General features: G+C 72.2%; 17 protein-coding genes and 2 pseudogenes. 12 read left to right on the top strand and 7 right to left on the bottom strand.

Annotation, left to right across the window (positions count from 1 at the left end):
• The first annotated feature begins 102 nt into the window (after positions 1–102).
• Complete coding sequence (locus tag ABZW17_RS15010; protein WP_354813534.1) at positions 103–1,128, top strand: hypothetical protein; 1,026 nt, start codon at positions 103–105, stop codon at positions 1,126–1,128.
• 113 nt (positions 1,129–1,241) lie between these two features.
• Positions 1,242–2,456 (top strand): MFS transporter, encoded by a 1,215-nt coding sequence (locus tag ABZW17_RS15005; RefSeq protein WP_354813532.1) that lies wholly within the window; start codon positions 1,242–1,244, stop codon positions 2,454–2,456.
• Here the strand turns inward: ABZW17_RS15005 and ABZW17_RS15000 are convergent.
• From ABZW17_RS15000 to ABZW17_RS14990, 3 genes are all read right to left on the bottom strand, one after another.
• Positions 2,453–3,190, bottom strand: coding sequence for a hypothetical protein (locus tag ABZW17_RS15000; protein ID WP_354813530.1), 738 nt, complete (start codon positions 3,188–3,190; stop codon positions 2,453–2,455). The two genes, ABZW17_RS15005 and ABZW17_RS15000, sit on opposite strands and share 4 nt — an antisense overlap.
• Positions 3,191–3,203: 13 nt before the next feature.
• Positions 3,204–5,012, bottom strand: a complete 1,809-nt coding sequence (locus ABZW17_RS14995; RefSeq protein WP_354813528.1) for a substrate-binding and VWA domain-containing protein — start codon at positions 5,010–5,012, stop codon at positions 3,204–3,206.
• 80 nt (positions 5,013–5,092) lie between these two features.
• A complete protein-coding gene (locus tag ABZW17_RS14990; protein ID WP_354813526.1) occupies positions 5,093–6,265 on the bottom strand; it encodes a homogentisate 1,2-dioxygenase domain-containing protein in 1,173 nt (390 codons plus the stop codon).
• Between the two features lie 85 nt (positions 6,266–6,350).
• On the opposite strand from ABZW17_RS14990, the gene ABZW17_RS14985 reads away from it, so the two are divergent.
• Both ABZW17_RS14985 and ABZW17_RS14980 read left to right on the top strand, forming a co-directional pair.
• Complete coding sequence (locus ABZW17_RS14985; RefSeq protein ID WP_354813799.1) at positions 6,351–7,205, top strand: hypothetical protein; 855 nt, start codon at positions 6,351–6,353, stop codon at positions 7,203–7,205.
• On the top strand, positions 7,202–7,840 hold the full coding sequence (locus ABZW17_RS14980) for a helix-turn-helix domain-containing protein (RefSeq protein ID WP_354813524.1): 639 nt from the start codon (positions 7,202–7,204) through the stop codon (positions 7,838–7,840). The genes ABZW17_RS14985 and ABZW17_RS14980 overlap by 4 nt, the downstream gene beginning before the upstream one ends.
• On the opposite strand, the gene ABZW17_RS14975 is transcribed toward ABZW17_RS14980, so the two are convergent.
• Positions 7,837–8,502 (bottom strand): DUF998 domain-containing protein, encoded by a 666-nt coding sequence (locus ABZW17_RS14975; protein ID WP_354813522.1) that lies wholly within the window; start codon positions 8,500–8,502, stop codon positions 7,837–7,839. The two genes, ABZW17_RS14980 and ABZW17_RS14975, sit on opposite strands and share 4 nt — an antisense overlap.
• Before the next feature lie 56 nt (positions 8,503–8,558).
• A complete protein-coding gene (locus ABZW17_RS14970; protein WP_354813797.1) occupies positions 8,559–9,146 on the bottom strand; it encodes a TMEM165/GDT1 family protein in 588 nt (195 codons plus the stop codon).
• A 187-nt stretch (positions 9,147–9,333) separates the two neighbouring features.
• Between ABZW17_RS14970 and ABZW17_RS14965 the strand changes: the two genes are divergently transcribed.
• From ABZW17_RS14965 to ABZW17_RS14940, 6 genes and pseudogenes are all read left to right on the top strand, one after another.
• A complete protein-coding gene (locus ABZW17_RS14965) occupies positions 9,334–10,326 on the top strand; it encodes a S41 family peptidase (RefSeq protein WP_354813520.1) in 993 nt (330 codons plus the stop codon).
• Positions 10,327–10,364: 38 nt separating this feature from the next.
• Complete coding sequence (locus tag ABZW17_RS14960) at positions 10,365–11,837, top strand: cytochrome ubiquinol oxidase subunit I (protein WP_354813518.1); 1,473 nt, start codon at positions 10,365–10,367, stop codon at positions 11,835–11,837.
• A gap of 660 nt (positions 11,838–12,497) precedes the next feature.
• Positions 12,498–13,505, top strand: a complete 1,008-nt coding sequence (gene cydB / locus ABZW17_RS14955) for a cytochrome d ubiquinol oxidase subunit II (protein WP_354813516.1) — start codon at positions 12,498–12,500, stop codon at positions 13,503–13,505.
• The gene (gene cydD, locus ABZW17_RS14950) at positions 13,502–16,723 is read left to right on the top strand and encodes a thiol reductant ABC exporter subunit CydD (RefSeq protein WP_354813514.1); all 3,222 of its coding nucleotides are present in this window, start codon (positions 13,502–13,504) and stop codon (positions 16,721–16,723) included. The genes cydB and cydD overlap by 4 nt, the downstream gene beginning before the upstream one ends.
• Before the next feature lie 59 nt (positions 16,724–16,782).
• Positions 16,783–16,971: pseudogene (locus ABZW17_RS14945) on the top strand (sensor histidine kinase); the annotation flags it as partial.
• A gap of 408 nt (positions 16,972–17,379) precedes the next feature.
• Positions 17,380–18,309: pseudogene (locus tag ABZW17_RS14940) on the top strand (histidine kinase); the annotation flags it as partial.
• A gap of 220 nt (positions 18,310–18,529) precedes the next feature.
• On the opposite strand, the gene ABZW17_RS14935 reads toward ABZW17_RS14940, so the two are convergent.
• Positions 18,530–19,156: a response regulator transcription factor gene (locus ABZW17_RS14935; RefSeq protein WP_354813512.1), complete on the bottom strand. Its 627-nt coding sequence runs from the start codon at positions 19,154–19,156 to the stop codon at positions 18,530–18,532.
• A 284-nt stretch (positions 19,157–19,440) separates the two neighbouring features.
• Between ABZW17_RS14935 and ABZW17_RS14930 the strand changes: the two genes are divergently transcribed.
• Together ABZW17_RS14930 and ABZW17_RS14925 are read left to right on the top strand one after the other, a co-directional pair.
• Positions 19,441–19,911, top strand: a complete 471-nt coding sequence (locus ABZW17_RS14930) for an excalibur calcium-binding domain-containing protein (RefSeq protein ID WP_354813510.1) — start codon at positions 19,441–19,443, stop codon at positions 19,909–19,911.
• Positions 19,908–20,558, top strand: coding sequence for a class F sortase (locus ABZW17_RS14925; protein ID WP_354813508.1), 651 nt, complete (start codon positions 19,908–19,910; stop codon positions 20,556–20,558). Before ABZW17_RS14930 ends, ABZW17_RS14925 begins: the two co-directional genes overlap by 4 nt.
• On the opposite strand, the gene ABZW17_RS14920 is transcribed toward ABZW17_RS14925, so the two are convergent.
• Positions 20,528–22,804: a helicase-associated domain-containing protein gene (locus ABZW17_RS14920; RefSeq protein ID WP_354813506.1), complete on the bottom strand. Its 2,277-nt coding sequence runs from the start codon at positions 22,802–22,804 to the stop codon at positions 20,528–20,530. The two genes, ABZW17_RS14925 and ABZW17_RS14920, sit on opposite strands and share 31 nt — an antisense overlap.
• Positions 22,805–22,811: the final 7 nt, after the last annotated feature.

Here is a 22,811-nt window from a genome sequence, read left to right as displayed (position 1 = left end):
AGTCGTGGCGATCACGTCCGTTCCGCTGAACGACGCATCCGGTAACGCCGGTGCCCACTTTGTCGAAAAGCGGGTAACTACCCGACCCCGTGGGGGTTCCGCGTGCCGATCGTCCCGGTCCCCGAGCGCGTCCGCGCGTTCGAACTCGACCCCGCCATGCCGTCCGGGGCCCTGCCGATCTTCGGCGAGTACCTCGACCGCCTCGGCCGCAACGCCGCCCACCAGCGGCTGCTGTCCTGGTTCTTCCTGGCGTTCGGGGTCGCCCAGTTCTTCACCGGCGCCGGGGTCGTGCTGCCGATCGGGATCCTCGCGCTGGTGGGCTCGGTCGAGGCGTGGTGGCGGTACCGCGCGTACGTCCGTGTGCCGGAGACGCGGCTGAAGCGCGAAGCCTTCCGGCAGGTCGACATCGCCGCCGACGGCCTGGTCGCCGCCGGCCGGTCGGTCGGGGTGCGGCTGCCGGACGGCCGGTGGCTGCGCGTCCGGCTCGACGAGCCGTACCGGCTGCTGCTGGCCGCGCACCGGCGGGTGTGGCTGCTCGGCCGCGGGCCGAAGGTGTTCGTCGGGTTCCCCGGTGTGATGCGGGTCCGTCGCGCCCGGATCTTCGACGCGCCACCGGCGGAGGCGGCGGCGGTGCCCCCGGTGGCGGGCGCGTACTCGCCGCGGCTCGACCCGGTCCTGACGGCCCACCGCCGCCGCATCGCCCGCGACCACCGCGCGCTGGCCGCGTTTCTGCTGGTCCTGGCCGCGTTCGCGGCCGGGGTCCGGCTCGACTTCCCGGCGACGGGCTGGATCGCGTGGACGTTCGCGAGCGGCGCCCTGCTGACCGCGCTGGTCGCGGCGGCCCGATCGGTGGCCTACCACCGCCCGCTCGCGGCGGACCACTGGACGGAGCTGCGCGCCGTCCTGGACGGCCCGGTCCGCATGGGCCCGCGCGGTGCTCGCCTGAGCGGCCTGACGATGCTGGCGGACGGAACGGTGATCGGCTTCCGCATGCCGACGGCAGACCCCTCGATGGCGGCGAACGTCGCGGCCACCGGACGCCTGTGGATCGCGGGCGTCCCGAGGCGCGGCGGAGCGACGGCGGGGGTGCCGGGCTACCCGGTACTGGGCACGGTCTGGCTCGGGTAGCGCGCCCAGTTCGGCCGCCACGCATCGGGCTCTTCGATCGGCCAATGCGCCGGACCGCCGAACAGGCGGAGCGGCTCGTTGCCACGGAGGGCTTTCCTCGCTTTGATCTCCCCGTGATGCGCGGGCGGTCCTTGGGGCCGCGGTTCAGGTGGCTCTGGTCGGCCTACGCCGTGAGTGCGTTCGGGACCTGGCTCGGCTTCGGGGCCTTTCCCCTGCTCGCCATCCTCGTCCTGCACGCCGGGCCGCTCGCCGTCTCCGCGCTCGCCGCCGTCGGGCCGGCCGTGGGGGCTCTCGTGGCCGTTCCGCTCGGGCCGTGGGTCGATCGGCGGCGGAAGCGGCCGGTCATGGTGGGCATGGATCTGGTGCGGTTCGCCGCGCTCGTCAGCGTGCCCGGTGCCTACGCCCTCGGGCTGCTGAGCTTCGCCCAGCTGCTGGTCGTCTCGGTGGTGGTCGCCGCGGCGGACATCACCTTCACCTCGGCCAGCGGCGCCTTCCTCAAGGGGCTGGTGGCGCCCGAGGACCTTCTCCTGGCCAACGGCCGGTTCGAGGCGACGAACTGGACCGCCACCGCGCTCGGGCCACCGCTGGGCGGAGCCGCCTTCGCGGTGCTCGGGCCGGTGACCTCGGTGATCGCCAACGCCGTCAGCTTCCTGCTCTCCGCCCTGGGCATCCGCGCGATCAAGGGCGACGAACCGCGCCCGCGGACCACCGCACCGCTGCGGGCCCGGGACCTCGCCGACGGGTGGCGGCTCCTGCTGACGCACCCCGGCCTGCGGCCGCTGTTCTTCAACGTCCTGCTGTTCAACGGCCTGATCATGGGCACCGAGCCGCTGCTCGCCGTGCTGATGCTGAAGGACCTCGGGTTCGCGCCGTGGCAGTACGGGCTCGCCTTCGCCGTCCCGTGCCTCGGCGGGCTCGCCGGCTCGCGGCTGACCCCGCGGCTCGTCGAGCGGTTCGGGCGCCACCGCGTCCTGGTGACGGCCGGCGCCGCCAGGGCGTGCTGGCTGCTCGCGCTCGCCTTCCTGCCGGCCGGCGCCGCCGGGCTGGGGTACGTCATGGTCGTGGAGCTCGGCATCATCGTCTGCTGCAGCGTGTTCAACCCGGTCCTCGCGACCTACCGCCTCGAACAGCTGCCGGCGGATCGCGTCGCGCGGACGCTGTCGGCGTGGTCGGTCAGCACCAAGGCGTCCATCGCCGCGATGACCGCACTCTGGGGCGTGCTGGCCGGCTTCACCGGGTCACGCGTCGCGATCGGGATCGCCGGGGTCCTCGTGCTGGCGACGCCGTTCCTGCTGCCCCGCCGTGACCGGACGCCGGTGGCCGCCTAGCCCAGCGACTTCCGCGTTGCCTGTTCCGTCTCCAGCACGCCCTGCCGGATGCCCTCCAGCTGGTCGCTCAGCTCGCGCACCGCGCCCGTGTCCACGGCGACGTCGGTCGTCGCCGCCGTCAGCTCCGCGACCCGGGCCACCAGGCTGTCCAGGCCGAGCGCGCCGGACTGGAGCTGGGCCAGCAGCTTGTCCCGGGCGCCGGACAGCCTCGCGTGCACGTCCGCCTGGGCCTGGACCGCCGTCAAGGCCTGCTCGAGGTCGCCGCGGACCTCCGGGTTCGCCGTGCGCAGCTCGCGTTCCAGGCGACGGCGTTCGTGCGCGACGGCGTCCGGGTCGACCCGGGCCAGCGCCTGGCCGGTCGCCGACGCGCGGCCGGCCAGGCGGCGGAGCGTCGACAGCGTCTCCTGCACCACCGGTTCCATGTCCGCGACGCGGTCGGCGAGCGGGCCCGCGGACAGGGAGCCGCTGAGGGAGGCGAACCCGTCCGCCGCCGCCGATGCGCGGCGGAGCCAGTTCTCCTCGGCCGATCCGGCCGTGACGTCGAGGATCCGCACCTCGCGCTGCGGAGGCTCCTTCTCGCGGGTTGCGACCGCCACGCCCGCCCACGCCACCAGGACGGCGGCGCCGACGCCGACCGACGCGACGACCGGCAGCTGCACGGCCCACGCCACCCCGGCCGACGTCGCGGCGAGCAGCAGCCCCCACGGTTCGGCGAGCTCACGGAGGAACTTCATGGCCGCGAGGATCTCAGAAATTCGAGATCACGGAGGTGAAGACCTGGTTGATCGAGTCCGGTTTGGACGAGTCGTACTCCGATCCTTCGGTCGCTTCCGCGATCTGCTTCAGCACGTCCTGGTCGGCGTCCGCGCCGTAGGCGATCGTGAACAGCCGGACCGTCTCCGCGTTGCCCTCCGGCCGCAGCTGGGGCAGCAGGTGGTCGAGGTCGACGCCGCCGGAGTCCTCGTTGCGGCCGTCGGTGAGCACGACGACCGCGTTGATCGCCGCCGGGTCGAGGTGGGCCTTCAGGTACTCGTACGCCGCCAGCGACGAGTCGTACAGCCCGGTGCCCGACTGCGGGGTCAGCCCGCTCAGCCGCATCGCCAGTGTCTCCTTGCCGCTGTTCCCCAGCGGCTGCACCGGGACCAGTTCCTGGTAGTCCTGGTCGCCGTCGAGGTGGGTCGAGAACTGCCAGAGCCCGACCTGGTCACGCGGCACGAACTGGCCGAGCGCGTCGATCGCGGCCTGCTTGGCCAGGTCGATCTTGCTCTTGCCGGTGCCCTTCACCTCGTCGCCCATCGAGCCCGAGACGTCCACGACCAGCAGCACGTTCGCCTTCTTGCGCAGCTCGCCCCAGGTGGCCAGCAGCTTCGACAGCACCGTCGGCGCCGGCGGCCGGATGAAGTTGATCTTCGCGTCCGGCTGGACGCCGTTCGCGGTGGTCGCCTGCGGGCCCGGCTTGCCGTCGAACGACCGGAAGCCGAGCGCGGCGAACTTCGCCTGCGTCTCGTCCATGCGCAGGTAGGCGAGGAAGTCCGCGGCGATCTGCTTGCGCGTCGGGTCGGCCCAGTTCAGCGTGACGAACGGGTGGTCGGAGTTGAGCGTGCCGTCCGCCGGGTAGATCGCGACGATCGGCACCTTCGGCGGCGCGTGCTGGCCGACCTTCGCCGGGTCGTTCGTGGGGTTGCCCTGGTTGTAGCCGATCAGCGAGCTCTCCTCGACGGTCACCGCCGAGATGTAGGACAGCGCCGCGCCGCGGTCGTCGGCCTTCTGCAGGTTCGTCAGGAACGTCAGCGTGTTGTCGCCGTAGTGCACGATCGCCTGCTCGATGTTCGAGACGAACTGCCTGGCCTCGGGCTTTTCGAGCGCGGCCGCGGTGAGGTCGGACGACGTGCCGGTGGCCGCGTAGTAGGCGCCGATGGTGGCGTTCAGGCCCGCGGTGGAGATGTTCGGGTTCGTCTTGCCGAGCCGGAACTTCCCCCACTCCGGGTGGCCGTACTTCGCCCAGCCCGCCGGGTCGGTCGCCAGCGTGGCGAGGTCCTTCCAGCCGATCGGCTTGGCCGGCCAGCCCAGCGCCTCGGCCATCGGCTTCGGCATGGCGACGGTCAGCGGCGAGTTCGCGATCGACTGCGGGTCGCCGTCCGGCACGATCGACGCCGAGTCGCCCTTCGCGTTGACGCGCAGCAGGTTGACCCAGCCGCTCGCGGCCGGCGTCCAGACGTCCGGGCGCGGCCCGTCGGTGGCTTCGTTCCAGCCGTTCGCCAGCGCCTGCATCGCCACGCCGGACGATTTCGACCGCACGACGACGTCGACGCAGTGCCCGGCGACGGTCCGTCCGGAGTAGGCTTTCGCCGCTTCTTGGACTATTCCGACCTTTTCCGGTGAAGAAGCGACGTTGAGCGCGATCGCGTCCGAGTCCGAGCATTTCGGCGCGTCGGCGTCGTCGCTCGAACCGCTGGTCCAGTACCGGATTCCGATGATCAGGGCGATCGCGACCACGATCGCGGCCAGGAACGGGAGAACTTTTCTCTTTCGTCGCGCTGGTTGGGAATTGATCATCACAGCCTCCCCGTTCCGCCACCCGGAAGTTCATTATCCGGGCGCCGGAACGGGGAGGGGACGGTATTTCCGAATCTTGACTATGACTTAGGGCCGCGGCGCGACCACGTCCACGCGTAACCGGGGTCTTCGGACGCGTCGGCGGCCTCGCCGAGCTCCAGCGGCGCGAAGGTGTCGACCATGACCGCGGTCTCGTCGAAGAACTCCGCGCCGATCGACGCCTCCGCCGCGCCCGGCTGCGGGCCGTGCGTGAAGCCGGACGGGTGCAGCGACAGCGAGCCGATCCCGATCCCCGAGCCCTTGCGGGCCTCGTAGTTGCCGCGCACGTAGAACATCAGCTCGTCGGAGTCGACGTTCGCGTGGTTGTACGGCACCGGGATCGAGTCCTCGTGGTAGTCGACCTTCCGCGGGCAGAAGGAGCAGACGACGAAGTTCGGGCCCTCGAACGTCTGGTGCACCGGCGGCGGCTGGTGCACGCGGCCGGTGATCGGCTCGAAGTCGTCGATGTTGAACACCCACGGGTAGAGGCAGCCGTCCCAGCCGACGACGTCGAAGGGGTGCGTCGCGTAGGTGTAGCGGGTCAGGCCGGCGCGGTGCCGCACGAGCACCTCGACGTCTTCGCCGTCTTCGAGCAGCGGCTCCGAAGGCCCGCGGATGTCGCGTTCGCAGTACGGCGAGTGCTCCAGGAACTGCCCCTTCGCCGACAGGTAGCGCTTCGGCGGTCCGATGTGGCCGCGCGCCTCCAGCGTGAAGAGGTTGACCTCGCCGTGGGGGACGACCCGGTAGGTGCACGACGTCGGGATCACGACGTAGTCGCCGTCGCCGACCTCGAGGCGGCCGTAGATCGTCTCGAAGGTCGCGGAGCCGCCGTGGACGTAGAACAGCTCGTCGCCGGCCGCGTTGCGGTACAGCGGGCTGGGCGCGGTGGCCGTGACGAACCCGATGGTCACGTCGTTGTTGCCGAACAGCCGGCGCCGGTCGGTGACCGCGTCGGCCTCGCCGCCGAACTTGAGGTCCCGGGTCTGGAACGCGCGCGGCTTGAGCGGGTGGTTCGGGGTGAGCGACCCGCGGTCCTCCTCGACCGCGACGGCGTCGACGATCGCCGTCGGCAGGCCGCGGTGGTAGAGGAGCGCGGAGTCGGCGGAGAAGCCCTCGACGCCCATCAGCTCCTCGGCGTAGAGCCCGCCGTCCGGCTTGCGGAACGCGGTGTGCCGCTTGTGCGGGATCTCGCCTACTTGCCGGTAGTAAGGCATCGCCGTGCCCTCCAGACGTGTCCGCTGTGCGGACGATTTTGTCCTCATGTCGTACGCTACTAGCGTGTCAGTCGTGTCAAGCGCTGTGGAACTCACGCCCCCCGGCCCCCGTGGAATTCCTCCCCTGTTCGCGAGGCTCGTCGACGACTCGGCGCTGTTCCCTCCGGTCGGTGCGGCCATGCCCGAAGCGCTGCGTGCGCACTTCGCCGGCCGGGAGTCCGAACACGCCGGTGTACTGGGGGTTTTCCTCTGCCAGGCGTCCCGGTTGCCGGAGCTGATCACCGAGCTGATCAAGATCAAGCCGAAGCAGCCGCTGCCGCTTTCGCTGATCATCGACACCGGCCTGGGCGGCGTCCCGAAGGCCATCTCGATCGTCGAGTCGCGCAGTGAGCTGCTCGCGCTCCGGATGGTCGAGATGCCGGCGCCGTCGGACGTCGACGAGGTGTGGCTGGAGCGCGTCTCCGAGTTCGTGCCCGAGGACGTCATCCGGGTGGTCGAGCCGCGGCGCGGCGTCGGCTGGCTCGACGGCGTGCGGAAGGTGATCGAGCACGGCAGCTGGCCGAAGATCCGCTGCGGCGGGCAGGCGGGCGAGAACTTCCCCAGCGTCGACGAGGTGGCGGACTTCCTCGCCGTCGTCAGCGGGTCCACCGGGGCGTCGTTCAAGGCGACGAACAGCCTGCACCGCGCGGTCCGGCACACCGACCCGGACACCGGCTTCCTGCACCACGGCTTCCTGAATCTGCTCGTGGCCTCCGCGCGCAGCCTCGCCGGCGGCGACGTCCGGGGCGCGCTGGAGTCGACCGACGCCCAGGCGCTGGCCGACGAGGCCCGTGCGCTGTCCGGGCCGGCCGCGAAGGCCGTCCGGGAGCTCTTCGCGTCCTACGCGGCGGCGTCGTTCGAGGAGCCGGTCGCCGACCTGGGCGAACTCGGCTTGCTGTGACCAGCCGGGAGGGGTCGCTGACGCTCGACCGCGGCTTGGCGCTGCTGCAGGCCGTGGCCGACGCCGGCGGCGACGCGGCGACCATCTCCGAGCTGGCCGTGGCCATCGGGGCCAGCCGCGCGGCCGTCTACCGGCTGCTCGTGCCCCTGTCGGAGCGCGGGCTGGTCTGGCGCGACGGCACGAAGGTCCGGCTCGGCGTCGGGCTGCTCAGGCTGGCCGGGCAGGTGCTGCCGCAGCTGCGGGACGCGGCCGGCCCGGTGCTGCGCGAGCTGGCCGAGAAGGTCGGGGCGACCGCGCACCTGTCGGTCGCGCAGGGGACGCAAGCGCTTGCGGTGGCCGTCGTCGAACCGTCCTGGACGAGCTTTCACGTCGCCTACCGCGTCGGCAGCCGGCACGCGCTGACGTCCGGCGCGGCCGGCAAGGCGATGACACTGCGGCCCGGCGGCGACGGCTGGGTGACGTCGGCGGGGGAGCTCGAGGCGGGCGCGTCCGGCGTCGCGGCACCGGTGCGCGGGGTGCCGGGCCTGCGGGCGAGCGTCGGCGTCGTCTCGATGGAGCCGCTGAAGGCCGCCGAAGTGGGCCCGCAGGTCGTCGCGGCCGCCACCCGGCTGGCCGACATCCTGCGTACCCCCTAGCGCCGCGAGACCGCCAGCAGCGGCCGGACCATCGTCAGCAGCAGGGCGACGTCGACGCTGAACAGGAGGCGCTCGAACAGGCCCAGGGTGACGTCCTGCTGGGCCGGGCCGAGGACGAGGGTGAGCACGAACCCGGAGAGCACCACGCCGACGCTGGTGAAGCTCGCCGTGGCCAGGCGCCGGATCGTCGTCCGGCGGGGCTCCCAGGGGCAGCGCTCGCGGCCCTTCCGCGTCAGCACGAACGCGGCCGCGGGCAGCGCGACGAACGCCGTCAGCGCGGCGATGTTGTGGACCTGCCCGGCGACGGACCGCGCCTGCCCGTCCGGATCGACCGGCACGAGGCCGCACACCAGCAGCCCGGCCGACCAGACGCCGAGCAGCACGCAGACGGCCGTGGTACCCGGGCGGTGGGCCTTGGCGATGCCGGCGAGGAGCGCGACCGAGCCGAACGAGAGGGCCAGGCACATGACGCTGAACAGGGGAGCGGCGGACGACGTGCCGAGTTTGCCGTAGACGTACTCCGACAGCGTCTGCCAGACCGGGCTGACCTGGCCGGAGAGCCGCAGGTGCAGGTCGATCGAGATGGCCACGGCCAAGCCGATGCCGCCGAGTGCGACCCGGCCGTGCAGCGGCGAGACCGCGTGCGTCTTCGGCATGTTCACCTGGTGCTCCCCCTTTCGTTCCCGAAAGGTTACCGGGTGAACCTGTGAGGCAGCGGTCAGAAGGTCAGCTGGAGCAGGGCGAACGCGGCGAACCCGGCAAAGGCGAACCCGGCGCAGCGCTGGATCAGCTTCGGCTTGATCCGGCTGCGGATCTTCCCGCCGATGAACACGGCGAGCCCTGCGACCACCACGAGCGCGGCGAACGCGCCGACGCCGACGGCGACCGGGTTGCCGATGCGGGCGGCGAGGCTGGCCGTCGCGAGCTGGGAGGCGTCGCCCCACTCGGCGGCGAAGAGCACGCCGAAGGACGTCATCGCGGAGCGGAAGAAGGTCTGCGGAGCCGGGCCGGTGCGCGAAGCGTCTTCGCCTGCTTCGTCGGCTTTGCTGAATCCCTCACGAAGGAGCATGAAAGACCCGAGGCCGAACATCGCGGCGACCACGAGGGAAAGGACGACGTCCGGCAACAGCGTCAACACGCTGCCGAACGCGACCGCTATCACGCATTGCACGGCGAACGCGGCGCACACGCCGGCGAAAACCGGCCAGCCGCGGAAACGGGTGGTCAGCACGAGGGTCGCAACCAGCGTCTTGTCCGGCAGCTCCACGGCGAGGACCAGGCCGAACGCGCTGATCAACGCCACCATGGCGGCAGTCATGAGTATTCTTTCACCCCTTTCACTGCAACGATAAAGGGGAGCATTGGAAAGCCGCAAGCTGATGGCTTCCGCGAAATTGCCGGATCGGCGGCCATGAATCTGACATCAAGGGGCGTCGCAGATATTTTTTCGGCACGCCGAATTTTCGGTTGCGGCCAGGGGTAGGTTGATCGACATGGGGTCACAGGCGCGTGCTGCGCAGGTCGAAGAGGTCATCCGCCGGTTGGAAGGGCACTACGTCTTCCCGGAGGTCGCTGCGAAGCTCGCGAAGGTGCTTCGCGCGCGTCTCGGCGAAGGGGCGTACGCGGACGTCGACGACGCCGAATTCGCGACCCGCGTCACCACGGACCTGCAGTCGGTGAACGACGACCCGCACCTGCGGCTGCGTCACCACGCCGACCCGGTGGCCGAGGACGGTGACGCGGAGCACGCGTCGGAGGACTTCCGGGCCGCGGCCGAGCTGGAGAGCTTCGGGATCGCGTCGGTGCGGCGGCTGCCGGGCAGCGTCGGCTACCTCGACACCACCCTGCTCTACCCGCTCGACCTCGCGGCGTCCGCGATCGCGGCGGCGATGACGCTGGTCGCGCCGGCCGACGCGCTGCTGCTCGACGTGCGGCGCAACCGCGGCGGCACCCCGGACACCAGCGCGTTCCTGCAGAGCTACCTCGTCGACGAGCGGACCCACTACCTCGACATCTACGAGCGCGAGGGCGACCGCGTGACCCAGATGTGGACGCTGCCGCACGTCCCGGGCGCGAAGTTCGGCGGGACCAAGCCGATCTGGGTGCTCACCGGCCCGGCGACGTTCTCCGGCGGCGAAGACCTCGCGTTCTCGCTGCAGCGGCAGGGCCGGGCGAAGACCGTCGGCGAGGCCACGCGCGGCGGCGCGCACCCGCGTGAACAGTTCAAAGTGGACACGTACCTGGACGTGACGGTGTCGATCGCCCGCTCCTACGACCCGGAGACGGGGGAGAACTGGGAGGGCGTCGGCGTGTCGCCGGACGTCCCGGTCGCCGCGGACAAGGCGTTCGAAACGGCGTACGCGCTGGCGCTGGAGCACGTCCTGACGCTGGGGGCCGCCGGGCCGCGGCGCGGCGTCGCGGAAGAGGCGCGGCAGGCACTCGACCGGGTGAAGGACGTTGGTCCCGGGCCGGACGGGACTGTTTGATCTAGCTGCCCGACCAGCACCGGAGCACGCTGGAGGGCGTGGAGGTCCTTGAGCTAGCGCGGTGGCAGTTCGGCATCACCACCGTCTACCACTTCCTGATGGTCCCGCTGACCATCGGGCTGTCGATCCTGGTCGCGGCGATGCAGACCCGCTGGGTCCGCACCGGCGAGCTGCGGCACCTGAAGATGACCAAGTTCTGGGGCAAGCTGCTGCTGGTCAACTTCGCCATGGGCGTGGTGACCGGGATCGTGCAGGAGTTCCAGTTCGGGATGAACTGGAGCGCGTACTCCCGCTTCGTCGGCGACGTCTTCGGCGCGCCGCTCGCGATGGAGGGGCTCGTCGCGTTCTTCGTCGAGTCGACGTTCCTCGGCCTGTGGATCTTCGGCTGGGACCGGCTGCCGAAGAAGGTGCACCTGGCGTGCGCGTGGGCGTTTTCGCTGGCCACGATGGCGTCGGCGTACTTCATCCTGGCCGCGAACTCGTGGATGCAGCACCCGGTGGGCGTGACGTTCGAGAACGGCAAGCCGACCATGAACTCGATCTGGGCGGTGCTGACGAACAACACGGCCCTGGCCGCGATCCCGCACACCCTCGCGGGCGCGTTCTCGGTGGCGGCGGCGTTCCTGGTCGGCGTCGGGGGCTGGCACCTGTGGCGGCGCCGCGGTCACTCGGACGTGTGGCGCTCGTCGGTCCGGCTCGGCGGCTGGGTCGGCGTGGCGGCGTTCGCGGTCCTCGCGATCACCGGCGACGCGCAGGGCAAGCTGATGTTCGAGCAGCAGCCGATGAAGATGGCGTCGGCGGAAGCCCTGTGCCACACGGAACAGCCGGCCAGCTTCTCGATCATCGCGATCGGCGACGTGTCGGGCGCGAACTGCGAGGACGTCAAGACGTTCAACGTGCCCGCGCTGCTGTCGTTCCTGGCGCACAACGACTTCAAGACCGAGGTCAAGGGCGTGGAGAACCTGGTGACGGAGTACCAGGCCAAGTACGGCACGAACTACCCCGACGACCCGGCGCTGGGCTCCCTGGCGGGCAAGCCGATCGACTACGTGCCGAACCTCCCGGTGACGTACTGGGGCTTCCGCATGATGATCGGCTTCGGCGCGGTCTCGGCGGGCATCGGGCTGCTGGCCCTGTGGCTGACCCGCAAGGACCGCATCCCGACCGCCCGCTGGTTCCCCCTGCTGGTCCTGGGCGGCATCGCCACACCGTTCCTGGGCAACAGCGCGGGCTGGATCTTCACGGAGATGGGCCGTCAGCCGTTCGTGGTGGCCCCCAACCCGTCGGGCGTCGACGGCGTGTGGATGTTCACGGCCCAGGCGGTCTCCCGGGTGACGACGGGCGAGGTGTGGACGTCCCTGATCGCCCTGACCACGGTGTACGCGGCCCTGGGCGTGGTGGAGGTGTACCTGATGCGCAAGTACATCCGCGGCGGCATCGAAGGCGTGATGCCCCCACCGAAGAAGGACTCCGACAAGACCGAAGGCGACACGCTCGCCTTCGCGTACTGAGGCGGTCAAGATGACGAATCCGCAGCTCAGCGGCTATGCAGCAGGCCTGGACTCCCCAACCCTTCCCGGCAGGGGTCCGGCCAAGTATTTGTGCTGTTCGGGTGGGTATTCCGAGCAGGGCCCGGGCGGTGTGGCGGAGTGCTTGGGCGATGTTGGAGTGCCCGGCTTGGCGGTGTGCGCTGGTGGCGAGGTTGCGCAGGCCGGCCAGCACGCGGGGTGCGGTGCCGGTGCGGACTCGGGATTGGTCCGCGCCGCGTTGGTGCAGGTAGCGGGCGTGGCCGGTGGTGGCGAGCCAGCCGCTGATCACCTCGTCGAGGAGGTCGCCGCTGACTCGGCCGGCCACGCGCCGCACGGTGGCCTCATCGGGTGCTGCGTAGCGGGCTTGGCGGGGATCGAAGCGAGCGCCCGGCGCGGCCGGCACCGGCCGTGGCGCGTCGGCGGCCCCTGCACCGATCGCGGTGAACGACTGGGCTTCAGCAAAGAAGGCTGCAGCGCAGCCCCCACCCTTCCCGGGGGGCGTCCCCGAACCCAGCGTATCGGCTCGATCACTCTCGCGGGTTACCCACAGCAAATCTGTGGACAACTCGCCCGGATGTGGATAACTCAGGGCCACCGGGTCGTGCAGAGCCGAAAGCGTCCGACCCGTGTGGTAGGTGCCCGATGACCCTCGCAATCGTCTGGTTCGTCGTCATTGCCTTCTTCTGGCTCGGCTACCTCTTCCTCGAAGGCTTCGACTTCGGCGTCGGGATGCTGCTGCCCGTCCTCGCGAAGGACAACACCGAACGGCGCGTCATGGTCAACACCATCGGGCCCGTCTGGGACGGCAACGAGGTCTGGCTCATCGTCGCCGGCGGCGCTATGTTCGCCGCCTTCCCTGCCTGGTACGCCGGGCTTTTCTCGGCCGCCTACCTGCCGCTGCTGCTCGTGCTGCTCGCCCTCATCGGCCGCGGGGTCGCCTTCGAATACCGCGGGAAAGTCGACTCCGAGCGCTGGCGGCGCAACTGGGACCGCGTCATCATGGCCGGCTCGTGGATCCCGCCGCTCGGCGTCGGGCTCATCCTCGCCACCACCGTCCTCGGCCTGCCCCTGGACGCCGACGGCAACCGCGTCGGCTCGGCGTTCGCCGCCGTTCGCTGGGACACGTTGCTCGGCGCGGTCGCCATCGCCGCCTTCTCGATCACCCACGGCGCCGCGTTCCTCGCCCTCAAAACCAGCGGTGACCTGCGGGAACGTGCCCGGAAAATGGCCCTCCGGTTGCTGCCGGCCGCCATGGTGCCGATGGTCGCGTTCCTCTCGGTCGTCCAGTGGCGCGCGGGCACGTTGTGGACACTGCTCTCGTTTGGGATCAGTGCTCTCGCGGCGGTCGTCGCCTGGCTGCGGCTGCGCGCCGACCGGGACGGGCAGGCGTTCGCCGCGCTCGGCGTCGTCATCGCCGGGGCCGCGGTGGTCATGTTCGGGTCGCTCTTCCCGAACGTCCTGCCGTCGACCCTCGACGCCGCCAACACCCTCACCATCGAGGGCGCCGCGTCCAGCCCGTACACGCTGACCGTGATGACCTGGGTGGCCGTCTTCGGCGCGCCCGCCGTGCTGATCTACCAGGGCTGGACCTACTGGGTGTTCCGCAAGCGCATCGGCACCCAGCACATCCCGGTGGTCCACGCCCCATGAGCAAGCTTCCCGGCCGCGCTCCCCTTTCCGCCTCGGAGTCCACAGTGGACTCGGCGCGGCCGGGAACGGGCCCGCTCGGCGCGCTGCCGGCCCTCGTGCCGGCCGTGCGCCGGGCGCTGGCCCTGGTGGGCTTCCTCTCCTTCCTCAACGCCGCCGCGCTGGTGGCACAGGCCTTCCTGCTCGCCGACGTCCTCGCGGCGATCGTCGGAGCAGGTGCCGGGGGACGCACCGCCCAGCTGGCCGCGCTGCTCGCGCTCGTCGCGACGCGCGCCTTGACCGGCTGGGCGGTGCGCACGGTCTCCGCGCGCGCGGCGTCGACCGCCCAACGCGAGTTGCGCACGAAAGCCGTCGACCACGCCCTGCGCCTCGGGCCCGAGTGGATCGCCCGTCGCGGCCACGGCGAGCTCACCGCGCTCACCACCCGCGGCCTCGACGCGCTCGACGCCTACTTCCGCGAGTACCTGCCGGCCCTGGTGACGGCGGCCGTCGTGCCGCTCGGGGCCGGTGCGGCCATCCTGTTCGCCGACTGGCCGTCCGGCGTGATCGTCGCGCTGACCGTGCCGCTGCTGCCGATGTTCGCCATCCTCGTCGGCAAGTTCACCGCCGACCGCGTCGCCGGCGCGACCGACGCGACGCACCGGATGTCCGGACGGCTGCTGGAACTCGTTCGTGTGCTGCCGGTGCTCACCGCGTTCCGCCGCGCCACCGCGCAGGCCGAGACGGTCCGGCAGCTGTCCGAACGCCACCGCCGCGCGACGCTGAAGACGTTGAAGGTCGCCTTTTCCTCGGCGTTTGTGCTCGAACTGGTCGCGACGCTGTCGGTGGCGCTGGTCGCGGTGGTGATCGGCGTCCGGCTCGCCGGCGGCCACCTGCCGCTGGCCATCGGGCTCGGCGTGCTGATCCTCGCGCCGGAGTGCTACCAGCCGCTGCGCGCGGTCGGCGCCGCGTTCCACGCCAGCGAGGACGGCGTCGAAGCGGTCCGGCGCGTCGCCGACCTGCTGGCGCTGCCCGTTCCCGCTGCCGGGACGGCGGTCCCGGCGCCGGGCGAGCTGCGCGTGTCGGCCCTGCGCGTCGCGCGGCGCGGCGGGTTCGCGCCCGACGGCGAGTCGTTCGCGGTCCGGCCCGGCGAGACGGTCTGGCTCCGCGCGCCGAGCGGCGGCGGCAAGTCGACGACGCTCTCGGCGCTGCTCGGTTTCGTCCCGGCGCACGACGGCGCGATCGCGGTTGGCCCGACGAACCTCGCCGACGCCGACCTCGAGCGCTGGCGCGAACAGGTCGCGTGGGTGCCGCAGTCGCCGGTGTTCACCGGCGGGACGGTCCGCGAGGAGGTCGGCTCCGCCGGTGCGGTGCTCGCCGAACTCGGGCTGGCCGGGCTCGCCGACCGGGCGGTTTCGCAACTGTCGCTGGGGCAGCGTCAACGCGTCGCCGTCGCCCGGGCGCTGGTCCGGGTGCAGCGCGGCGCGTGGCTGCTGCTGCTCGACGAGCCGACCGCGCACCTCGACGAGGCCAGCGCCCGCCTGGTGCTCGACGCGGTGCAGCGCGCCGTCGACAACGGCGCCGCGGCGATCATCGCGGCCCACGAGCGCACGGCGGCCGTCGATATGTCGACTGGCGCACCGGTTGTCGCTGAAGTGTCCACAGTGGATGCCGGTGGAACGCCGTTGAAGTGGCGCGCGCTGCTCGACGGGCGGCTGTTCGGCGGCGCCGCGCTGGGCGCGCTCGCGCTGCTGGCGGGGGTGGCGCTGACGGCGACCTCGGGCTGGCTCATCGCCAAGGCGTCCCAGCAGCCGCCGATCCTGACCCTGACGGTCGCGGTCGTCGGCGTCCGGGCGTTCGGCCTGGGCCGCGCGGGGTTGCGGTACGTCGAACGGCTGGTCACGCACGACGCCGCGTTCCGCATCGCCGGCCGCATCCGGCTGCGGCTGTGGAATGCGCTGGTCCGGCTCGGGCCCGCGCGGAGCCTGCGCGCGGGCGAGGGGCAACGGCGGCTGGTCGCCGACGTCGACACCGTGCGCGACCTGCTGCCGCGCGTGGTGTCGCCGCCGCTGGTGGTGGCCCTGGTCGCGGCGGGGGCGATCGCCGTGCAGACGGCGGTGCTGCCCGCGGCCGGCCTGACGCTGGCGGCAGCGGTGGCGCTCGGCCTGTGCGCGCCGTGGGTGGCGTTGCGCGCGGAACGCCGGGCGACGTCGGCCCTCGCGTCGGGCCGTCGCGACGTGGCGACACGGGTTCTGGTGCTGTTCGAGGCGGCGGCCGAGCTGCTGGCGTTCGGCAAGGCCGGCGAGCACCGCCGCGCCCTCGCGGACGCCGACACACGCCTGTCCGCGCAAGCACGTCGGCAGGCTTTCGGTTCGGGAGCGGCGGAAGCACTGGTCACGCTGGTCTGCGGCGCGGCCGCGGTGGTCAGCACGGCGCTGGCGGCCCAGGCGGTCACGGGCGGACGGCTCGACCCGGTCCTGGCGCCGTTGCTGGCGCTGGTGCCGCTCGCATTGGCGGAGGTCCTGGCGTTGCTGCCGCCGGTGGCGCAGCACTGGGACCCGCTGCAGCGCGCTCGCCGCCGTCTCGCCGACGTGCCTGAATCGCCTGCGCCGGCCCGGCCGGGGGCGGGTGTCGAGCTGCGGGGAGCGGACCTCGGCTGGCCGGGCGGACCGTTGGTGCTGCACGGCGTCGACGTGGACCTGCCGCCGGGCACGTACGCGGCGGTGGTGGGGCCGAGCGGGGCGGGCAAGTCGACGCTCGTCGCCGCGCTGCTGGGCTTCCTCGCGCCCCAGCGCGGCTTGGTCTCGGTGCCCGAGAAGGTGGCGTGGGCGCCGCAGGAGCCGATGCTCGCGGCGACGACGGTCGCCGAGAACCTCCGACTCGCCGACCCGTCGGCGACCGAAGGCGAACTGCGCGCGGCCTTGCACGTCGCGGCATTGACCGACGTGTCATTGGAGACGCTGCTCGGCAGCGGCGGCAGTGGGTTGTCCGGCGGCCAGGCGCAGCGCGTGGCGCTGGCGCGGGCGCTGCTCGGGGCGCCCTCGGCGGGTCTCGTGCTGCTGGACGAGCCCACGGCCCACCTGGACGAGCCGACGGCGGCGGCGGTGCGAGGGCACCTGCGGGAGGCGCTGGCGGGCCGGACGGTGGTGCACGTGACGCACCGGGCGGAGGAAGCGGCCGGAGCGGACTTGATCCTCGAGGTTCGCGACGGCCGGGTTGTCACGCGGGTGCCGGTCAAGTGATCGAATCCTGCGGTGTCCTTGCCGCGCCGCCACCGCGCCGCGCGATAATGACGGAACTCATGGATCCGACGCTTGCCGCGCGGGCACTGTCCGCCGCCACCGAAATCACGAGCACCGCCCTGTCCGGCGACGACCCGGGAGCGGTGCTGGACACGGTCGTGGCCAGGGCGGCCGAGCTGGCGGACGCCGACCTGGGCTTGGCGATGGTGAGCACCGAGGACGGCCGCGTGGTGGTGGAGGCGGCGCACTACGCAACATCGGCCCCCGCGGCCCGGCTCGGCGACGCGAACGGCAGCGACGCGCTGACCGCCGGCGGCTCCGCTGAACTACCGGGCAGGCGCACGGGGGCGGCAGGCGAGGCCCTACCCACAGCCGGCGCGAGTGCCACGCACCCCGCCGAGGCACCAGGCGACCCGGGCCCGCGTGGGGCGGCGCCAGGCGAGGCTCTGCCCACGGTTGGCGCAAGTGCCGCGCATACCGCCGGAGCGCCCGGCGACCCGGCGCCGCGCACAGGGGCGGCAGGCGAGGCCCTGCCCGCGGCAGGCGCAAAAGCCGCTCACCCCGCCGAGGCAGCTGGCGACCCGGGCCCACGTGCGGAGACGGCAGGCGCAAGCGCCGCCGCACCGCGTGCCGGGGCAACCGGGGCCGCCGAGTCCCTTCGCGGCCTCTCGCTCCCAGCCGACTCTGCGGCCGGGCGGGTGGCCCGCGGGGGTGAGCCCGTGGCCAGCGCTGACTTCACCGTCGACCCCCGGACCGCGCCCTACGTGCCCGCCGAGCTCCACAGCTATGGGCCCTTTGCCGCTGCGCCGTTCGGCTCTGGTGGCCGGGTTCTCGGGTCGCTCACCGTCTACCGGAAGCGTGGGCGGGAACCCTTCTCCGCCGGGACTGTCGAGATGCTCGTCGCCTTTGCCGCGCAAGCCGGGGTTGTTCTTGCGCTCGCCGAAGGCGCCAACGCGCGTCACCGCGTTGCTCTCTACGAAGAGCGGGAACGCATCGCTCGCGAACTGCACGACGTCATCGTCCAGCGGCTCTACGGTGCCGGGATGCAGCTGGACCGGGTTCGGCGGAACATGCGCAAGCGGTTCGCCCAAGCCGACGGGGCCCGGCTCTCCGATGCCATCGACCAGCTCGACCAGACCATCGAGGAAATCCGGGGGACCGTGCGCGCGCTGCGGTCGCCCGAGCCTCGCCACGACACCGGCACGCCCACCGACCTCGCCGAGTCGGCGCGCGGCGAGGTTCGCATTGCCGGCGAGTTGCTCGGCTACCCGCCGACGCTGGAGCTGTCCGGCGAATTCGCCGACATTCCCGCGGAACGCGCCGACCACATCCGGGCCGCTCTGCGCGAAGCACTGTCCAATGTGGTCCGGCACTCCGGCGCCAGCGAAACCCGCGTGACGCTGACCAGGGACTCCGGCGGCGTCAAACTCCGCGTCCGGGACAACGGTTCCGGCGTTCCCCAAGGCGTCGCCACCCGTGGTCTGCGTCATCTCGCCGAGCGCGCGGACGCCGCGGGCGGGAAGTTCTTCCTGAACTCCTCACCCAGCCTCGGCACACTCGTTGCGTTCGACCTGCCACTCGACTGACCGCACTTCATCCTTCTCGGGTCATCCAGCCTCCCTTCCACGCCCTCGACATGATCTTACCGATTTCTCGAACATATATTCGACTCACGTTCGAGTGAATCTCGGTCCGGAAACACCCTGATCGAGATGGCGGACCGTGACGAGAGGAAGAAAAGATCGCAGCGAACGGCGGATTGCGGACAAGCCCGGCGCGAGCCCAGAGCGAGCCCGGCGCGGGTGGCTACTTCTCGCGCCGCGCGATCCAGGCGGCCGCCTGCGTCCGGCGCTGCATCCCCAGCTTCGCCAGCACCGACGTGACGTAGTTCTTGACCGTCTTCTCCGCCAGGAACAGCCGCTCGGCGATCTCGCGGTTCGACAGGCCCTGGCCGATCAGCTCGAGCACGTCGCGCTCGCGTTCGGTCAGCGTCGCCAGCTCGTCCGTCGGCGGGTGGCGCATCTTGTCCAGCACCCGCGCGGTGCTCACCGGGTCCAGCAGCGACCGGCCGGCCGCGACCTCGCGGACCGCGTTCACCACGTCCTGCCCCCGCACCTGCTTGAGCAGGTAGCCCGCCGCGCCGGCCATGATCGCGCCGACCATCGCCTCTTCGTCGTCGAACGCCGTCAGCATCAGGCAGGCCGGCGGGTTCGGCTTCGACCGCAGTTCGCGGCAGAGCGTGATGCCGTCGCCGTCGCCGAGGCGGACGTCGACCACCGCCACCTCCGGCTCGACGTGCATCGCCATCGCCAGCGCCTCTTCGACGGTGCTCGCCTCGGCGACGACCTCGATGTCGGGCTCGTCGCCGAGGAGGTCGCGGAGCCCGCGGCGGACCAGTTCGTGGTCGTCGACGAGCAGTACCTGGATCGGCATACCCCGAGGTTACGGGTGTGCGGACGCCGCGGTGGCGGCCGGTCGGCGCCGTCACACGTGAAATACCTCAAAGGTGTGACCGCGAACCACGTAACATTCCCGCCGGTATGCATTCCTGGCGCACGAATCCGCAGGTCACGATGGAATCGCCAGAGAATCACGGAACGCGCGGCTCCTGGTGGATCGCTGGCCTTTCCGAAATTCCGGAAACGTCCGTAACGGCCTCGCCGAGGCGGCGATAGTAACGACACATTCGCCCCCGATTCCGTTCGGAAGGAATTCCGTTGTCCCTGTTTCGCCGTGCCCTGACGACGGCCGCCGCCGTCGCCGGGCTCGCCCTCCTCGGCCCCGCTCCCTTCGCCTCCGCCCAGCTCGCGACGCCACTCGCCGGGGACAAAGACTGCTCGGACTTCCAGTACCAGGAAGAGGCCCAAGCGGTTCTCGACGCCACGCCGGGCGACCCCAACGGCCTGGACCGCGACAAGAACGGCATCGCCTGCGAATCGTTGCCGCACCGGCCGCAACAAAGCGCGACCACGTCGACGGCGAAACAGCCCACGCAGACCGCGCCGAAGACGGCCGCGAAAAAGCCCACCACCACCGGTCAGGTCAAGGTCAAGCCGGTCGGCGGCGTCGCCACTGGCGGTGGTGAACCGGAGGACGACGTCCCGGGCATCCTGGTGCTCGGCGGCACCGTGCTCGCCGCGACGGTGTCCGGCGGCATGGTGCTCTACCTGCGCCGGCGTCCGAGTTGAGGCACCCGCGGCTGTGGCCCGCGGTCACGGCGGTCGTCGCTGCACTCGGGGTGGTCGTGGCCGTGGCCCTCGTCCTCGTCCTGGCCCCGAAGGCGCCGGAGGAGATCGCCCCGCCGAGCCCGGCCACCACGAACCCGCCGGGCACCGCGAGCATCGCGCACCCCTCGGCAACGGCCGCCGACGGCCTCCCCGCGGCGAAACCGGCGTCCCTGACCATCCCGGCGATCGGCGTGCGGGCCGACGGCATCAAGGACCTCGGGCTGACTCCGGACGGCGCGCTGGAGGTCCCCGGCGACGCCACGACGGTCGGCTGGTTCACCGGCGCGCCGTCGCCGGGGGAGACCGGCCCGGCGGTGCTGGCCGCGCACGTCGACTACAAGCACGTGCCGGGCGCCTTCTCCCGGCTCAAGGAGCTGCGCCCGGGTGAGCAGGCCGAGGTCGGGCGGGCGGACGGCCGGATCGCGGTCTTCACCGTCTACCGCGTCGAGCACTACCCGAAGGCCGCGTTCCCAACGGACGAGGTGTACGGCGACACGCCCGACGCCGAGCTGCGGCTCATCACCTGCGGCGGGGCCTTCGACCGGGCGAGCGGCAACTACCTCGACAACGTCGTGGCCTACGCCCGGCTGACCGCCGTCGAGACCTGAGCCAGCTCGACCTTCGCCAGCTCGAGCCGGCGGTAGGCGCGCTCACTCACCGACCAGACGTCCAGGACGTCGCCGTCCAGCTCCGGGTAGGCGATCAACAGGTGCTCGCCGCGGTACGCGACTTCCACCGGCAGCCCGGCTTCGAGCTGCCAGCAGAGCTGTTGCTGCTTCGGCGTGAGCCGGCCCGCGTAGCGGTCGCTCATCGCGCGGGCGAGCTGACCGCGCAGCAGGGCCGGGCCGGTCGTGGGCGCGGCCAGCAGCCGTTCGGCGTGGCCGGCCGGATCGGCGGCCGCCTGGTCGCCGGGCTCGGGGTCGCGGACGGCCGCCGTCGGTTCGGGCTGGTCGCGGGTGGGGAGCACGATGCTGCCGTCCGCGGTGTGGCGCGTCGGCGCATAACCGGCTTCGCGCAACGCCTCCAGCGTGCCGGATGCGTCCACAGTGGACGTCAGCACGGTCGGGGCCACCGCGCGCAGGCCGAGCTTGGCCAGCTTGCGGTGCGCGGCGAGTTCGGCCAGCACGGCGGATTCGCCGACGACGACGCTCGCGACGTCGAGCACCTGCGCCTCGCCGTGTCGCCGCGCGACGTCGTTGACCAGGTACACCAGCGGCTGCGGCAGGTCGCCCGCGGCGGCCGAGCGCAGGTCCTCGAGCAGCCCGGCGGCCGTCACGCCCTGGTCGAACGCCCGCCGCACGGACGCCGGGGAGAACCGCCAGCTGGTCGCCGTGCCCTGGGCCTCCCGGTCGGCGGCGCGGTCCAGCAGCGCGGCGAGCCGGGCGTCGGGTGAGCCGGGCACGATCGCGGTCAGGTCCGTGCCGAACAGCGCCGTCGTCCGCGCGCGGGAGACGAGCTCGTCGGTGACGTCGACGAGCCGCTCCGGCTCGAGCAGGGCACGTCCGGCCGAGGTCACCGCGCCGTGCGCGACGATGCCGAGCAGTTCGGCCTGTTCCACGGCGATCCGGACGTCGTCCGCGAAATCGTCCGCCGGCAGCGTCGGCGCGTGCCACCGGGCGAGCTCGGTCAGCGCGTCGAGGCCGGTGATCGCGTCGCCCGGCGCGAGCCGCGCCAGCACCCGCACGAGCAGCCGCCGCAGCAGCGCCTCGACGTCGACCTCGAACTGCGGTGGCGCCGGGTTCCACCAGGTCGCGAGCAGCAGGCGGTACAGCAGGGCGGGCGCGGGCCGGGCGAGGTCCGGGTCCGGCGCGAGCGTGGCCGGCGGCGCCTTCTGGCCGCGGCGCGGCACCGGCGGCTCGTCGGCCACCAGCAGCCCGGCCTGCGAAGCGAGGTCGATGGCCAGCGCGATCTCGGCCGGCGCGCCCCCGGTGTCCTTGGCGATCTTCTTGATCAGCCGCGTCCCGATCGTGCCGTCCTTGAGCAGCGGCAACGGTTGCGCGGCGGCCAGGTCGAGGACCGCCGACACGCGGTCGAGCAGCCGCAGCGCGGCGGCCGAAGCCGTGGACTCCGCCGCGTCGGCCCCGGTGTGCGTGACGGGGTACTCGGGCTCGGCGGGGGTGAACGGCAGCTGGCGGCCGGGGCCGCGCAGCGCGAGCGACACCTCGATCGGCATGGCGATGGTGCCGTAGTAGGTGCTGACCAGGAAACCGTGGTCGAACGCCCAGCCCGCCGGAGCCAGGCCCTGCACCTCGGGAACGCCGTCGGCCATGTCCTGCACCAGCTTGCGGCTCTCGGCGGGCGCGGTGGCGAAGAGCTCGCGGACGCGGTCGCCGTCGCGGAAGAACTGCCCGAGCCCGAGCAGGAGCTGCGCCTTCCGCTCGGTGTCGGGCAGGCCGAGGTTCCGCGACAGCTTCGCCAGCCGGGCCGCGCCGAGTTCTTCGAGCAGGTCCGCGACCGGCCGGCCGAGCCCCTCGGGCGCGAAGCTGTTGCGCTGCAGCAGTTCCGGCAGGCTGACGCCGTCTTCGTCGCGCCACAGCAGGGCGCGCTCGGTCAGGTCGTCCACAAAGGACTCGACGGAAGCGGTGCCGAGCAGCTGGGCGACTTCGCCGACCGGCGCCGGCCGCCGGCCGAGCGCGTAACACAGCTGGACGGCGCGCAGGACCTGCATCAGCGGTGTCGGCAACGCGAGCAGCGCGGCATCGAGGGAGCCGGCGGACGCGAGCCGGGCCGCGACGACGTCGAGCCGTCGCGGCCACGGGTCTTCGAGCACGTCCGGCCGGTGGGCGAGGATTTTCGCGAGCGTGTCCTGGTCGAGGCCCGCGAGCCGGCCGAGCAGTTCGTCGGCGGTGGTCATCGGCCCA

This window comes from Amycolatopsis sp. NPDC004625, from assembly GCF_040609695.1.
Taxonomy (GTDB): Bacteria; Actinomycetota; Actinomycetes; order Mycobacteriales; family Pseudonocardiaceae; genus Amycolatopsis.
The sequence above is the reverse complement of the archived record's forward strand: the minus strand, read 5'-3'. Positions and strand labels throughout refer to the sequence as shown.